13 protein-coding genes and 2 tRNA genes are annotated in these 15,147 nt (G+C 67.0%); 6 read left to right on the top strand and 9 right to left on the bottom strand.

The window, feature by feature from the left end; genetic code table 11:
- The first annotated feature begins 33 nt into the window (after nt 1-33).
- The 4 genes from HQ325_RS01195 (at nt 34) to poxB (ending at nt 4,751) form a co-directional block, all read left to right on the top strand.
- On the top strand, nt 34-1,650 hold the full coding sequence (locus HQ325_RS01195; RefSeq protein ID WP_222626362.1) for an MFS transporter: 1,617 nt from the start codon (nt 34-36) through the stop codon (nt 1,648-1,650).
- Between the two features lie 95 nt (nt 1,651-1,745).
- Nucleotides 1,746-2,567 (top strand): alpha/beta fold hydrolase, encoded by an 822-nt coding sequence (locus HQ325_RS01190; RefSeq protein ID WP_222626361.1) that lies wholly within the window; start codon nt 1,746-1,748, stop codon nt 2,565-2,567.
- The gene (locus HQ325_RS01185) at nt 2,564-2,950 is read left to right on the top strand and encodes a VOC family protein (RefSeq protein WP_222626360.1); all 387 of its coding nucleotides are present in this window, start codon (nt 2,564-2,566) and stop codon (nt 2,948-2,950) included. Before HQ325_RS01190 ends, HQ325_RS01185 begins: the two co-directional genes overlap by 4 nt.
- Nucleotides 2,951-3,017: 67 nt before the next feature.
- On the top strand, nt 3,018-4,751 hold the full coding sequence (gene poxB / locus HQ325_RS01180) for a ubiquinone-dependent pyruvate dehydrogenase (RefSeq protein WP_222626359.1): 1,734 nt from the start codon (nt 3,018-3,020) through the stop codon (nt 4,749-4,751).
- Between the two features lie 317 nt (nt 4,752-5,068).
- Here the strand turns inward: poxB and HQ325_RS01175 are convergent.
- Nucleotides 5,069-5,136: transfer RNA gene (locus HQ325_RS01175), tRNA-Tyr, on the bottom strand.
- Between the two features lie 256 nt (nt 5,137-5,392).
- Between HQ325_RS01175 and HQ325_RS01170 the strand changes: the two genes are divergently transcribed.
- On the top strand, nt 5,393-6,769 hold the full coding sequence (locus HQ325_RS01170; protein WP_222626358.1) for an NAD-dependent succinate-semialdehyde dehydrogenase: 1,377 nt from the start codon (nt 5,393-5,395) through the stop codon (nt 6,767-6,769).
- Here HQ325_RS01170 and HQ325_RS01165 read toward each other — a convergent pair.
- From HQ325_RS01165 to HQ325_RS01140, 6 genes are all read right to left on the bottom strand, one after another.
- Nucleotides 6,758-6,967, bottom strand: a complete 210-nt coding sequence (locus tag HQ325_RS01165; RefSeq protein WP_222626357.1) for a hypothetical protein — start codon at nt 6,965-6,967, stop codon at nt 6,758-6,760. The two genes, HQ325_RS01170 and HQ325_RS01165, sit on opposite strands and share 12 nt — an antisense overlap.
- Nucleotides 6,964-7,206, bottom strand: a complete 243-nt coding sequence (locus HQ325_RS01160; protein ID WP_222626356.1) for a hypothetical protein — start codon at nt 7,204-7,206, stop codon at nt 6,964-6,966. Before HQ325_RS01160 ends, HQ325_RS01165 begins: the two co-directional genes overlap by 4 nt.
- Before the next feature lie 33 nt (nt 7,207-7,239).
- On the bottom strand, nt 7,240-7,788 hold the full coding sequence (locus HQ325_RS01155; RefSeq protein ID WP_222626355.1) for a TraM recognition domain-containing protein: 549 nt from the start codon (nt 7,786-7,788) through the stop codon (nt 7,240-7,242).
- Between the two features lie 267 nt (nt 7,789-8,055).
- Nucleotides 8,056-8,131, bottom strand: a tRNA-Thr gene (locus HQ325_RS01150).
- Nucleotides 8,132-8,193: 62 nt separating this feature from the next.
- Nucleotides 8,194-9,381: a DNA polymerase III subunit delta' gene (locus HQ325_RS01145; RefSeq protein WP_222626354.1), complete on the bottom strand. Its 1,188-nt coding sequence runs from the start codon at nt 9,379-9,381 to the stop codon at nt 8,194-8,196.
- An 11-nt stretch (nt 9,382-9,392) separates the two neighbouring features.
- Nucleotides 9,393-10,346 carry a DUF808 domain-containing protein gene (locus HQ325_RS01140; RefSeq protein ID WP_222626353.1) on the bottom strand — a complete coding sequence of 318 codons (954 nt, stop codon included), beginning with the start codon at nt 10,344-10,346 and terminating at the stop codon, nt 9,393-9,395.
- A 194-nt stretch (nt 10,347-10,540) separates the two neighbouring features.
- On the opposite strand from HQ325_RS01140, the gene HQ325_RS01135 reads away from it, so the two are divergent.
- Nucleotides 10,541-11,506, top strand: coding sequence for a type IV toxin-antitoxin system AbiEi family antitoxin domain-containing protein (locus HQ325_RS01135; RefSeq protein WP_222626352.1), 966 nt, complete (start codon nt 10,541-10,543; stop codon nt 11,504-11,506).
- Here the strand turns inward: HQ325_RS01135 and HQ325_RS01130 are convergent.
- Nucleotides 11,503-12,051 (bottom strand): DUF664 domain-containing protein, encoded by a 549-nt coding sequence (locus HQ325_RS01130; protein ID WP_222626351.1) that lies wholly within the window; start codon nt 12,049-12,051, stop codon nt 11,503-11,505. The two genes, HQ325_RS01135 and HQ325_RS01130, sit on opposite strands and share 4 nt — an antisense overlap.
- Before the next feature lie 62 nt (nt 12,052-12,113).
- Nucleotides 12,114-15,062: a type I DNA topoisomerase gene (gene topA / locus HQ325_RS01125; RefSeq protein ID WP_222626350.1), complete on the bottom strand. Its 2,949-nt coding sequence runs from the start codon at nt 15,060-15,062 to the stop codon at nt 12,114-12,116.
- Nucleotides 15,063-15,147 lie beyond the last annotated feature (85 nt).

The raw sequence follows: 15,147 nt of genomic DNA, 5'->3' as shown, positions 1-15,147 counted from the left end.
CGCGCACGCATCGACCGACCGGAAGGTCCACCCATGACCGCCGACCTCGCCGCAGGCCCCGACACCCACTCGTCGTCGGCGTGGGCGCCGCTGCGTGGCCGGGTGTATCGCACGCTGTTCATCGCTCAGCTGGTGTCGAACATCGGCCTGTGGATGCAGACGGTGGGATCACAGTGGTTCCTGGTGGAGCAGAACAGCAGCGCGACGGTTGTCGCCCTCGTGCAGACGGCCAGCCTGCTGCCCACCTTGTTCTTCGCCCTCCTCGCCGGCGGACTCGCCGATCTGCTCGATCGGCGCAGGTTGTTGATCGCGATCAGCACGTACACCGCCATCGCCGCGACGGCCACCGCGGTGCTCGCCTTCACCGACGTGCTGACCCCGGTGATGTTGCTGGCGATGACGTTCCTGCTGGGGTGCGGCTCTGCGCTGTCGTCTCCCGCATGGCAGGCCATACAACCCGAACTGGTGCCGGCCGAACAGATCCCGGCAGCATCCGCCCTGGGCGGCGTGACCGTGAACGGTGCGCGCGCCGTCGGCCCGGCCATCGGCGGCGTGATCGTGGCTGCGGCCGGACCCGCCGCGGTGTTCGCCATCAACGCCCTGACGTTCGTCGTCATCATCGGCGCGCTCGTGTGGTGGCGTCATCCCGCAGACGATCGATCCGTCGACCGAGAGCGCCTCGGCAGGTCCATGCTGACCGGGCTGCACTACATGCAGTCCGCACCGATCGTGCGCCGGATCCTGCTGCGCTCGGCCCTGTTCGCGTTCCCGGCATCGGCGCTGTGGGCCCTGCTGCCCCTGGCCTCGTCGCGCCACCTGCACTTCGGCGCGTCGGGGTACGGGCTCGTCCTGGGAATGCTCGGTGTCGGCGCCGTGTCCGGCGTGGCGCTCTACCCGCGGTTGCGACAGAGGATGTCGGGCAATGCCGTGCTGGCACTGTCCGCGGTGACCTATGCCGTCGGCGTCGTCGCCGTGGCCTACCTCCCCGCCGGCGCGGCCGTCCCGTTGCTGCTGCTGTCGGGCGCCGCGTGGATCGCCACCCTGACCACTCTCAACGCGGCGATTCAGCTCTCTCTCGCGCACTGGGTGAGAGCTCGGGGGATGTCGATCTACCTGTTGGTGTTCATGGGCTCCCAGGCGCTGGGCTCGTTCGTCTGGGGTCTGGTCGCGTCGCACGTCGGTTTCGCCGCGGCGCTGCTGATCTCGGCGGTGCTGTTGGTGGTCACCGCCGCCAGCGTCACGGTCCTGCCTCTGCGCGCCGACACCGGCACGCTGCCGCGCGGAGTGTCGACGGCGTGGCCGACACCCATGGTGATGTTCGAACCCGAACCCGACGACGGCCCGGTGGTCGTCTCGGTGACCTACCGGGTGCGGCCCGACTCGACGACCGACTTCGACCGCGCCATGGCGGCCGTCGGGAAAGCCCGCCGCCGGACCGGCGGGTACTCCTGGGGACTGTTCAGAGCCGGCGAGGACCCGTCTCTGCGTGTCGAGCAGTTCACCGCCCGGTCATGGGGCGATCTCGAGCGGCAGCACCGTGAGCGCTGGACCGAGTCGGATCACCAGCGGATGACCGAGGCTCTGTCCTACACGGTGACCGGTGCGACCGAGAAGGAGGAACACCTGTTCGGCGTACCGGCCGACCGGTAGTGCGAGACCCCGGCCGGACGTGACGACCCCCGGTCAGGCGTGCAGGAACGTTGTCGTCAGCCACTGATCGGAACCCACGAAAACTGGAGGTCGCCATGCCCTACATCACCACCACCGACGGAACCGAGATCTACTACACCGAGCAGGGCACCGGAAAGCCCGTGCTGCTGAGCCACGGATGGCCACTGTCGTCGGATGCCTGGCAGGTCGAGCTGAAACTCCTTGCCGACGCCGGCTACCGGGCCATCGCCCACGATCGCCGCGGACACGGCCGGTCGTCCAAGACCTATACCGGCAACGACATGGACACCTACGCCCGTGACCTCGCCGAGCTCGTCGAGGCTCTGGATCTGCAGGAACTGACGTTGATCGGCCACTCGACCGGCGGCGGCGAAGTCGTCCGCTACGCCGCCCAGCACGGCGGATCCCGCGTCGCCCGCGTCATCACTGCCGGCGCCGTCCCGCCCATCATGCTGAAGTCGGAGTCCAACCCGGAGGGCACCCCGATCGAGGCACTGAACGACATCCGCGACGCCGTGCTGACCGACCGCTCGCAGTTCTACCAGGACCTCGCGCAGCCGTTCTTCGGCGCGAACCGTGACGGCGCCGCGGTCTCGCAGGGCGCGATCGACGACTTCTGGCGTCAGGGAATGCTCGTCAACCTTGCTGCCGCCTACGACTGTGTGAAGGCGTTCTCCGAGACCGACTTCACCGAGGACCTGAAGGCGCTGACGGTCCCGATCTTCATCGCCCAGGGTGACGACGACCAGATCGTCCCCATCGCGGCGGCGGCCCTGAAGTCCATCGACCTCGTCCGGGACGGCACGCTCAAGGTGTACCCGGGCGCACCGCACGGCATCTACGGCGACTACCAGAAGGCACTGGACGCAGACATCCTCGACTTCCTCGCCCGATGACCACCCCCCTCGTCCTCGGGCCGGTCGGCAACGTCTTCTACTTCGTCGACGATCTCGAGGCCGCAGTCGAGTGGTACTCCGCCCGGCTGGGTCGTACACCGATCCAGCGGGGCGGGGCACTGGTGGCCTTCGACATCGACGGGGTGCGGCTAACACTGCACGAGAACGACGACTACAACTCGTCGGGGCCGGCCGGAGTCTCCGCCTACTGGACCGTGACCGACGTGGATGCGATCGTCGCGGACTGGACAGCCCACGGAGCGGTTGCGCACCGGGGACCCAAGACGGTCTTCACCGGTGAACGTCTGTGCCAGCTGCTCGACCCGTTCGGCAACCTGTTCTCGGTGCGGCAGGCTCCAGCACGGACGGATGCCGCGGGCTAGAACGCGAGGCTGGACGGTTACCCGTTCCACCACGCTTCGGGCGCTGATCCGGCGCATACTGTTCGCCATGGCGACCGTCGCAGACCATTTCGTGCAGACCCTGACCGAGAGTGGCGTGACCCACGTCTACGGTCTTCCGGGCGATTCGTTGAACGGCTTCACCGACGCGATCCGCCGGAACGACGGCATGACGTGGCAGCACGTCCGCAACGAGGAGACTGCGGCCTTCGCCGCTGCTGGTGACGCCGCGATCACGGGCGAACTCGCGGTGTGCGCCGGCAGTTGCGGTCCCGGCAATCTCCACCTGATCAACGGGCTCTTCGACGCGCACCGCAGCCGGGTACCCGTGCTCGCGATCGCGGCGCACATCCCGCGCAGCGAGATCGGATCGCAGTACTTCCAGGAAACTCACCCGCAGAACCTCTTTCAGGAGTGCAGCGTCTTCTGCGAGCTCGTCAGCGACCCGGAGATGGCGGAACACGTGTTCGCGATGGCGATGCGCGCGGCGATCGAGGAACGCGGAGTCGCGGTGGTCGTCGTTCCGGGCGAAGTGCTGCTGGCGCATGCCGAACAGAGAAAGGCCACCCCGGCCATCCGCGCGACGACGTCCCACGTGCGTCCCGACGATGCCTCGCTCGACGAGGCCGCGTCGATTCTCAACTCGTCCGACAACATCACCATTCTGGCCGGCGCCGGTGTAGCGGGTGCGCATCGGCAACTGCTCGAGATCGCCGGCGCCCTGCAGGCTCCGGTCGTGCACGCACTGCGCGGCAAGGAGCACGTCGAGTACGACAATCCCTACGACGTGGGAATGACGGGTCTGCTCGGCTTCGCCTCCGGGTACCGCGCGATCTCCCATGCCGACGTTCTTCTCATGCTGGGCACCGATTTTCCGTACCGCAACTTCTACCCCGATGACGCGAAGATCATCCAGGTGGACATCCGTGGCCAGAACCTGGGCCGCAGGGCGACCCTGGACGTCGGCTTGGTGGGTACCGTCGCCGATACCGTGGACGCTCTGCTCCCCCGTATCCACGCGAAGACGGACAGCAAGCATCTGGACGCATCGGTCAAGCACTACCGCAAGACACGCAAGAATCTCGATTCGTTCGCCGTGGACGACCGGCACCGCACACCCATTCGGCCGGAGTATCTGGCGCGCATGGCAAACGAGCTGGCCGACGACGACGCCGTCTTCACCGTCGACGTCGGGTCGCCTGTCGTGTGGGCCGCCCGGTACCTGACGATGAACGGCAAACGTCGGCTGCTCGGGTCGTTCAATCACGGGTCGATGGCCTGCGCTCTCCCGTTGGCGATCGGTGCGCAGACCGCGCAGCCCGGACGGCAGGTGGTGGCCTTCGCCGGCGACGGTGGATTGACGATGGGCTTCGGTGAACTGATCACGTTGATGCAGAGCGGTCTGCCGGTCAAGGTCATCATCTTCGACAATTCATCGCTGAACTTCGTCGAACTCGAGATGAAGGCTGCCGGCATCGTCAACTACGGCACCGACCTGAAGAACCCCGACTTCGCCGCGGTGGCGCAGGCTTTGGGGATGTTCGGCCGACGAGTGGAGAAGCCCCAGGATCTCGAGGCGGCCCTGACCGACGCGTTCGCGTACGACGGTCCCGCCGTCATCGACGTCGTCACCGCGGCGCAGGAACTCTCCATCCCTCCCAAGATCACTCTGGAACAGGCAAAAGGCTTCACGCTGTACGGCATTCGGACGATCTTGTCCGGCCGGGCCGACGAACTCGTGGACCTCGCGGACACCAATGTCCGTCGCCGGATCTTCGACTGAGAGAGGCGCGGGTCACCGGTTCGACACAGCGTATTGGTGCGGGCCGTGGCTGCAGGACTGCCATGGTCCGGTGCCACGGCCGCACGCCGCGACCGAGCGGGTGCGGGCGGTTCACCGCCCACCGACGCTGCGACGTGCAGTCGGCGATCTTCGCCGGCCACTCGCGACCCATGACGGTGTTGCGCTCCGAGGGGTGATGATCGCGCAGACCAACTCGATGTGCGAGATGTGTCCCTCGGTGTCTTTCTGACACCCGTGAACCTCACAAAACACAAGTACCTGACCAGCATCGTGGCTGGTCAGGTACTGGATCGAGGTGGAGCCGCCTAAGAGAATCGAACTCTTGACCTTTTCATTACGAGAACGACGATAGACGTTCAGGCGGGTTCGCCTGGGGTTGCGAAACACCGCCTGAACAGCACAACCGTCCGATCCGGTTCACGACGGTTCATGGCCGTTCGTACCGACATGTGTCACTGTCGTGGCATCGAGAGGCTTCCCGAGCGCTGGGTTCCAAGTTACCGACCAGTAGGACGCCCACAAGGTTTCGCAACTTCGCCCCGCCCCATCCTTGACCACCGTCGGAGCATCCGATTTTCCCGAATCGGAACAATGACACCCTCCCGACGGTTGAGCGGGGTATGACGACCTACAAGACTGTCAATCCTGCCGACGGCACAACTGTGAAGGAATTCGAGACTCTCGACGGTGCCGGCGTCGAGCGTGCACTTGCCGATGCACACGCCGGTTTCCAGACATGGCGCAAGACCTCACCGAAGCATCGCGCCGACATCCTGCACAAGGTCGCCGATCTCTACACCGAGCGCTCCGACGAACTGGCCCGCACGATCTCGCTCGAAATGGGCAAGCCCCTCACCGAATCCCAGGGCGAGGTGGAACTGTCGTCGAACATCTACCGCTACTACGCCGACCACGGCCCGTCGCTTCTCGAGGACGAGAAGCTCGACGTACCCGGCGCGGAAGACACTGTGCTGCAGCGTAAGCCGGTGGGCGCTCTCGTCGGCGTCATGCCGTGGAACTTCCCGTACTACCAGGTTGCCCGGTTCGCCGGCCCGAACCTGATGGTGGGCAACACGATTCTGCTCAAGCATGCACCCAATTGCCCGCAGTCGGCACTGCTGATGGAGGAGATCTTCCAGCAGGCCGGACTCCCCCAGGACGCGTACATCAACATCTTCGCGACCAACGACCAGATCGCCGACATGATCGCCGACTCCCGCGTCCAGGGCGTCTCGCTCACCGGTAGTGAGAGGGCCGGAACCTCCGTCGCCGAGACGGCCGGACGCAACCTCAAGAAGGTCGTCCTCGAACTCGGCGGATCGGACGTATTCATCCTGCTCGACTCCGACGACATGGACGCCACCGTCGAATCCGCTACCCGGGCGCGGCTGTCCAACGCAGGCCAGGCCTGCAATGCCGCCAAGCGCATCCTGGTCGCCGAGGAGGTCTACGACGACTTCGTCACCAAGCTCGTCGCGTCGTTCGAAGCCGTGCAGACCGGCGACCCGCTGGACGCGAAGACCACCCTCGGACCCCTGTCGTCGCAGATCGCCGCCGACACGCTGATCGAGCAGATCGACGACGCCGTCGCCAAGGGCGCAACGCTGCTGACCGGCGGTAAAAAGATCGACGGACCGGGTGCCTACGTACAGCCGACATTGCTGACCGACGTCACCCCGGACATGCGCGCCTACAGCGAAGAGCTGTTCGGACCGGCCGGCGTGATCTACAAGGTCGAAAGCGCGCAGCAGGCAATCGAATTGGCGAACTCCTCCGCATACGGTCTCAGCGGCTCGGTGTGGAGCGCTGACCTCGACAAGGCCCGCGACGTGGCCGAGCAGCTCGAAGTGGGCATGGCGTTCGTCAACGAACACGGCACCACGCTGCCAGGTCTGCCGTTCGGCGGAGTCAAGCGCTCCGGCGTCGGCCGCGAACTGGGCCCGTGGGGCATGGACGAGTTCGTGAACAAGAAGCTCGTGCGCGTCTCAGCGAAGTAGATCCTGCTGGCATGGCTCCCCGGACACGATGTCCGGGGAGCTTTCGCGTTCCCCGTCGTCGAGCATTTCGACCCGGTACTGCGGGCGTAGCCGATAGGTTGGAGCTTGACCCGGTTTCCCGGACACCTGATCTGTAGCGTTGCTGCTGCAGGAGAGGAGGCTGTCCATGTCGGCGTCGAGATCGAACTCGTCGCTCACGAGACGGTCACTGCTCCCGACCGGGGCGCTGCGACCGGATGCTTCGTCGGGGACGGAAGCAGCGACGTCGCGTCCGCCGGATCCGGGTCGTCGGCGCCGAGATGCACGGCGGGGTCCTGGCCGGCGCGGACCCGGGCGTCGGCGACGGCGCCTGCGAACGGCCCGGTGTACCAGGGCATCGTCTCGATCAGCGCCGGCGTGCATTTCGCAGCGCGCAGGACCGCCCGCCCCGCCGGCATCGCCTCGAGAGCGTCGGCGGGCAGGGTGCGGATCTACTGACGTTGCTGCGAGCTCGACCGACCAGTCGAGTGGGTAGAGACGGTCTGGCTCATCTCCCAGTGATCACCGAGGGCGGCGGAGGTGTTCCCGAGGAACCGGCCGTCGTCGGTGGAGCCGCCGCCGCCGCCGTAGACGCGAATCGTCGAGGCGCCCCACGGTTCCTTCATCCCGCCCTGACCGAAGCACTCCTCCCCTTGGGACCAGAACTGAAGGATGGTGGTGACGGTGATGCCGCGGGACCCGAAGTGGCTGTACAGGTTCGGTAGCTGCCGCCACCGGACGACATTGGCGGCCTCGTCGAGGGCATAGGTCGCCGGCACCCGCAGCCGACCTGCCGGCAGCGATCCCTGCGCGGGGGTGGCGGTGGCCCGGTCCACCAGGGCGTCGGTGACGGCGGCGGTCAACGCGGCGACCAGGGCGCCGCACTCGTTGGCGGAATCCTCCATCGACAAGCAGAACGAGGTGGGTGCGTCCTCGACGACGAACACCTCGAGAAATGTCGCACGGATGCGGCCCGGCACGGCAGCGGTGCACCGCCACATCGGACCACGGTGAGTCCGCGCACGTCCGCACCTCCAACGGGTCGCGTTACGGGTCGTGTCACCGTCGTGTCATCGAGACTGAAAGCCCTGGTCAGAGCCACCGGGACCGGGGACCTTTACAGTCTGGATGAAAAGGTCGGTTCCGAATACTTGCTGGTCAGAGCGGTGCCGCCGTGTACTCCACGGACCTGCGGCACTTCATTCGGGCACACCCAGAACTGAAAAAGCGGTCATGCGAATCGCATAACCGCTGGTCAGGGTACGTTGTGGAGCCGCCTAAGAGAATCGAACTCTTGACCTTTTCATTACGAGTGAAATGCTCTACCGACTGAGCTAAGGCGGCGCGGCTCCCTGAGGAGCCATCGCAAGTTTAACCGGTCCCCCCGCCCGAACCCAAAACGGGGGTCAGCGGGCCGCCGCGCCCAGTGTGGCGACCATGGCGTCGACCGCGAACTTGGGCTTGACGTTCATCTCCAGGGCTTCGCGGCACCGGAGGATCGCCTCGATGCACTGCAGCAACGACTCGGGAGTCGACACCGAGGCGAGGCCGCGGGCCTGGTCCTCCATGTCGGGGTGCGTCATGGTCGACGAGGCGCCGTACGACTGTGCGAGAGCGTCGCGGTACAGCCCGGCGAGGTCGATCAGCGCCCGGTCCAGCGAGTCACGACCGGTACGAGTGCGCCTCGACTTCTGCCGCTGTTCCAGTTCCTTGAGCACGCCGGCGGATCCGCGCAGCGCGCCCGCTGCACCCTTGCCGGTGCCGCCGGCGCCGAGGGACGTCCGCAGTTCGTCGGTCTCCCGCTCGTCGCGGTCGGCGTTGATCTGCACCGCGTCGGACTCGGCGGCCTTCACCAGTTCCTCGACCACCGCGTACTGGGTGGCGGGGCGGAGCGCCGCCTTGGCGATGCCCAGTGCCCGCTGCCGTCGCTCGCGTGCCTCGGGGTCCGTCGCCAGGCGGCGGGCCCGGCCCACGTGTCCGCCGCTCACCGAGGCTGCCCACGCGGCGGTCTTCTCGTCCAGGCCGTCGTTCTCCTGCAGCACGCGCGCGATGTCTGCGGGCTTGGGCGTCACCAGAGCCACGTGCCGGCAGCGCGAGCGGATGGTGACGGCGATGTCCTCCGGATCCACGGACGGTGCGCAGAGCAGGAAGATAGTGCGGGCCGGCGGCTCCTCGACCGCCTTGAGGAGCGCGTTGTAGGCGCGCTCACCCAGCCTGTCCGCGTCCTCGATGACCACGATCTGCCACGTCCCCGTGATGGGTCGACGCGCTGCCATCTGCACCACCTCGCGCATCTCCTTGACCGAGATGCTGAGGCCCTGCGGCACGATGCGGCGCACGTCGCCGTGGGTGCCGTGCATGGTGGTGGTGCAGGCGTGGCAGTGGCCGCACCCGATGACGTCCGGATCCGTGCACTGCAGCGCAGCCGCGAAGCAGACAGCGGCGATGGAACGGCCGGACCCGGGAGGCCCGGTGAACAGCCACGAATGCGTCATACGGGAACCGATGTCACCCTCGCGCGCAGCCGCCGCCGCGTCGGACAGCTCGGCGACCACCTCGTGCTGACCGACCAGCCGTTCGAACACTCCCGCCATGGGAGGAGAGCTTAGTGCTCCTGTGCGACAGCCCCACCGCGACGCTTGGCCAGCAACGAGGACACCCCGGTCATCACGGCCACGACGATCGAGCCGACGACGAGACCGATGAGCGCGGATGCCAGCGTGTTGACGATCCAGGCCAGCACACCCCCGATACCGGCGACGTCGTGGACCGCGTCCTCCATGTGGTGGACGAACTCGTAGATCGGGTGGAAGCCCAGTTCGTCGATGCCGTTGAGCAGGATGTGGCCGCCGACCCACAGCATCGCCGCGGTACCCACCACGGACAGCACCGCCATGACCTTGGGCATGCCGTTGACCAGGCCGCGCCCGACGGTCTGCGCGATGCCCGACGAGGTGTCGGCCAACCGGAGACCGATGTCGTCCATCTTCACGATGAGACCGACAACGCCGTAGACGAGGACGGTGATCACCACGGCGACGACGGCCAGGATGATCAGCCGACTCCAGAAACCCTCGGCGGCGATGGTGTCGAGCGCGATGACCATGATCTCGGCGGACAGGATGAGATCGGTGCGCACAGCTCCGGCGACGACGGTGTCCTCGTCGCGAGGTCCGTCCTCGTCGTGATCGTGGACGCCGTGTCCGGAGATGGCGCCCCAGATCTTGTGCATCGCTTCGTAACTGAGGTAGGCACCGCCCACCATGAGGATCGGCGTCAGCAGCCACGGCAGGAACTGGCTCAGCAGCAGCGCGATCGGCAGGATGATGAGCAGCTTGTTGCGGAGCGACCCGAGGGCGATGCGCCGCACGATGGGGAGCTCGCGTTCGGCGGCGAGGCCGCGGACGTACTGCGGCGTCACGGCGGTGTCGTCGATGACCACACCGGCGGCCTTGGCCGTCGCCTTGCCGGTCGCGGCACCGACGTCGTCGATCGACGCCGCCGCCAGCCTGGCAAGCGCTGCCACGTCGTCGAGCAGGGCTACGAGTCCGCCGGCCATCAGTACTCCCGAAGTAGGTCAGTGGTTCGAGAGTGAGAGTACCGCTCCGGGGGTCGGCTCGACCGCGCATCTCGCAGCAGTTCGCGCAGGCCCTGGACCGTCGCGAACTGCCGAGAGGTGCGCGTACATTCTCCATCCCCAGCCTGTGCATCACAGCCGACGACTCGACGCCCGCATCGCGCACCCTTCAATGCATGTCTCTGATCCCCCGAGCCGATCTCCGACGACGCGGCGTGTCCGACGGTGAGGTCCGCGCTGCTGTCCGGTCCGGTTCGATCGTTCCCGTGCGCCGCGGCGTCTACGTCGATCCGGCGACGACCGACCTGTCCGACGACCGCACCCGCCGACTGCTCGAGCTACGCGCCGCCGCCCTCTCCTCCGACAGCGATCTGGTGGTGAGCCACGGCTCGGCAGCACTGGTCCACGGTAACTACCTGTGGCCCGACATCGATCGTCGATCACACCTGACGGCGAATCGATCCGGTGGTGGTCGGGCCGGCTCGTCGCGCGTCGTGCACGCATCGCTACTGCACCCGGACGACGTGACGACGGTCGACGGGATGCGTGTCACCTCGCTCGCCAGAACAGTCGTCGACCTGGCCTGTACTCGGCCGTTCGAGTCCTCGGTCTGCTCCGGCGATGCTGCTCTGCGCCGAACATCGGCGGACGATCTGGCTGCGACGCTGGCCCGAGCGCACGGTCGTCGCGGAATCGACAAGGCGCGGCGGGCCATCGCCTTCATGGACGGTGGCGCCGAGAGCGTGGGTGAGTCACGGAGCCGGGTCTACCTGCACCGGCACGGCCTTCCCGCTCCTGCGCTCCAATGCGACGTCCTCGACGAGCGCGGACGCTTCGTGGGACGGCCGGACTTCCTGTTCGACGGAGTGATCGGCGAGTTCGACGGGCTCGCGAAGTACCGCGAGTACGGGGATGCAGCGGATGTGGTGATCGCCGAGAAAGTGCGCGAGGACCGGTTGCGCTCACTGGAGTGGCGGATCGAACGGTGGACGTGGAACGACCTGGCGACGTCGGCTCTCGCCGATCGTCTCCGGGCAGCGCTCACAGCAGCAGAAGGACGCGCTCCCCTCGGCAGTACGCGCAGGCACGGGACGGTCGCGAACTGCGGGGAGGTGCGCGTCCAGGACGGCAATCGCGCCTAGAACTCCAACCCCATGTCACCCGCCACCACACCCATCGTCGACTGCCCGTCCAGAGCCTCGCGGAGGATGTCGGCGTGCCCGCTGTGGTGGGCGATCTCGCGCAACAGGTGCAGCAGTACGCGCCGCGCGGTCCACCAGATGCGCTCCGGCGCCCACGGTGCGGTGGGCTGCGGTATCAGATCGTCGAGGCTGCCGAGGGCGGCGATGCACTGCTCCAGCGCGCGGCCGGCGGAGTCGAGTTCGGCCAGCACCTGTTCGATCGACTCGGGCACCTCGGGCTCGCCCGATCCCGAGAAGTCGACGGTCGAGTTCTCGTCGCGCACCTCGAGCATGGTCACGTTTCCGCGGATCACCGACGCGACGTGCGCGATCAGCGAGGCGAGCGTGAACTCACTGACGGTCGTACGCCGACGCGCCTGCTCATCGGTGATCCCTCGCGCCGTGATCGCGAGCATCCCGCGCTGATCGGCCAGGATGGTGACCAGATCGAGCTTCTCGCCCGTGACGTCGACCGACGGCCCCACGGATGTGTACGTCCCCGCCATGATGTGCCCCTCTCCTCGTGTGTGAGGAGAACGCTAGGGGCAATCGCGGACAACCACGGTCCTCAGGACTCGGCGGGCGGCGTCTTCTTCGCAGCGGTCTTCTTGGCGGCCGCCTTCTTCGCGGGAGCCTTCTTGGCCGGCGTCTTCTTCGCTGCCGCCTTCTTGGCAGGAGCCTTCTTCGCCGGCGCCTTCTTGGTGGCCTTCTTCTTCACGGGCCCGCGAGCGCGACGATCCGCGAGGAGTTCCATGGCGCGCTCGTCGGTGATGGTGCCCACCTCGTCGCCCTTGCGCAGGCTGGCGTTGGCCTCACCGTCGGTGACGTACGGACCGAAGCGGCCGTCCTTGATCACCATCGGCTGACCGCTGACCGTGTCCACACCGAGTTCGCGCAGCGGCGGTGTGGCCGCGCCCTGCCGTCCGCGACGCTTGGGCTCGGAGTAGATCTTCAGAGCCTCCTCGAGGGAGACGGTGAAGATCTGGTCCTCGGTGGCCAGGGAGCGGGAGTCGGTGCCCTTCTTGAGGTAGGGACCGTAGCGCCCGTTCTGCGCCGTGATCTCTTCCTTGCTCTCCGGATCCTCACCGACGACGCGGGGAAGGGACAGCAGCTTCAGCGCGTCGTCGAGCGTGACCGTCGCGAGGTCCATCGACTTCAGGAGCGACCCCGTCCGCGGCTTGGGTGCGGTCGACTTCTTCGCAGCCTTCTTCGCGGGGGCCTTCTTCGCCGCCTTGGTGGCCACGGCGGTGCCACCACCGCCGTCGGACGAATGCTGTTCCACCGGAACGATGTCCGGGGTGGGCTCGGGTTCCTCGGGGATGATCTCGGTGACGTACGGCCCGAATCGTCCTTCCTTGGCGACGATCTCGTGACCCGACAGCGGGTCGACACCGAGCTTGCGACCCTCCTGCGGTGTCGCGAACAGCTTCTCGGCGAACTCGAGCGTCAGCTCGTCGGGCGGAAGGTCGTCGGGCAGGTTCGCGCGCTGCGAGATCGGATCCCCGTCGGGATCGTCCGGGTTCTGCACCATCCGTTCGAGGTACGGGCCGTAGCGACCGACGCGGACGTGCACGTCGCGACCCTCGGAGTCGTCGAACAGGTGGATCGAGTTGATGACGCGCGCGTCGATGTCCTCGAGGTTCTGGCCGACCATCTTCTTCAGTCCACCGGACCGAGCGACCGATCCCTCCGTGCCGTTCTCTCCGCCGAAGTAGAAGGCGGTCAACCAGTCTCCGCGTCGTTCGCGGCCACCGGCGATGGCGTCGAGGTCGTCCTCCATGCCTGCGGTGAAGTCGAAGTCGACCAACCGGCCGAAGTGCGCCTCCAGCAACGCGATCACGGAGAACGCCACCCACGACGGCACCAGGGCGCTGCCGCGCTTGTAGACGTATCCGCGGTCGAGGATCGTCTTGATGATCGACGAGTACGTCGACGGGCGACCGATTCCGAGTTCCTCGAGCGTCTTGATGAGCGACGCCTCGGTGAAGCGGGCGGGCGGGTTGGTGGTGTGTCCGTCGGGATCGAGACCGGTGGCCGTGACCGCCTGCCCCTGCTCGAGCACCGGCAACCGGGACTCGGCGTCGTCGGACTGTCCGCCGGCCTGATCGTCGACGCTCTCGACGTAGGCCTTGAGGAAGCCGGCGAACGTGATCGTCCGACCCGACGCGGCGAAGGTGCATTCCTCACCGGTACCCGCGGTACCCGAGATACGCAGCGAGAGAGTGGTTCCGCGCGCATCCGCCATCTGGGATGCAACGGTGCGCTGCCAGATGAGTTCGTAGAGGCGGAACTCGTCGGTGTCCAGCGAACTGTGCAGCTGGCCCGGCGTCGCGAAGGAGTCACCGGCGGGGCGGATGGCCTCGTGCGCCTCCTGGGCGTTCTTCACCTTGCGGGTGTACTGCCGCGGGGTGTCGTGCACGTACTCGGGGCCGTACAGCTCGGTGGCCTGGCGACGTGCGGCATCGATCGCCGACGCCGACAGGTTCGTCGAGTCGGTACGCATGTAGGTGATGTAGCCGTTCTCGTACAACCGCTGCGCGATACGCATGGTGCGCTCGGAGGACATGCGGAGCTTGCGCCCGGCCTCCTGCTGCAGGGTCGAGGTCATGAACGGCGGGTAGGGACGACGTGTGTACGGCTTGGACTCGACCGACGCGACGGTCAGATCGACACCGTCGAGCGCCTCGGACAACCGGCGTGCGCGCGCCTCGTCGAGAACGGTGACGCCCTCCGACTTCAGCTTGCCGTCGGCACCGAAGTCGCGACCCGATGCGACACGAGAGCCGTCGACGTTGACCAGGCGAGCACCGAACGCCCGCGGCGTGGCCTCGGCGCCGGCGTCGAGCTGTGCAGAGATGTCCCAGTACTCGGCCGACCGGAACGCCATGCGCTCACGTTCGCGCTGCACGATGACACGTGTGGCCACCGACTGGACGCGGCCCGCCGACAGCTTCGGCATGACCTTCTTCCACAGCACCGGCGAGACCTCGTAGCCGTACAGGCGGTCGAGAATGCGGCGCGTCTCCTGGGCATCGACGAGGTCGGTGTCCAGTTCGCGGGTGTCAGCGGCGGCGGCGAGGATGGCCGGCTCGGTGATCTCGTGGAAGACCATCCGCCGGACCGGAATCTTCGGCTTGAGCGTCTCGAGGAGATGCCACGCGATGGCCTCGCCCTCGCGGTCGGGGTCGGTGGCGAGATAGAGCTCGTCGGCGTCCTTGAGCAGGCTCTTGAGCTCGGCGACCTTGCTCTTCTTCTCCGGGCTGACGACGTAGAGGGCCTCGAAGTCGTGGTCCACGTCGACGCCGAGACGAGCCCAGGACTCGCCCTTGTACTTGGCCGGAACGTCTGCGGCACCACGCGGGAGATCTCGGATGTGCCCGACCGAGGCCTCGACCACGTAGTTCTTGCCCAGGTAGGGCGCGATCTTCTTGGCCTTGGTGGGTGACTCGACGATCACGAGACGCCGAAGCCCGGACGCGCCGGACGACGAGTTCCCCGTGCTGTCTCCTGCTGCCACCTGCTGCCGAACCTTCCTGGCCCCCACGAGAGGGAACCCGTTCACCTGCGTCGATACCCCGAACCGTTCGAAGCCGACACACTAC

It is taken from the genome of Rhodococcus sp. BP-349, assembly GCF_019835845.1.
Taxonomy (GTDB): domain Bacteria; phylum Actinomycetota; class Actinomycetes; order Mycobacteriales; family Mycobacteriaceae; genus Rhodococcoides.
This window is presented reverse-complemented; position numbering and strand designations above follow the sequence as displayed.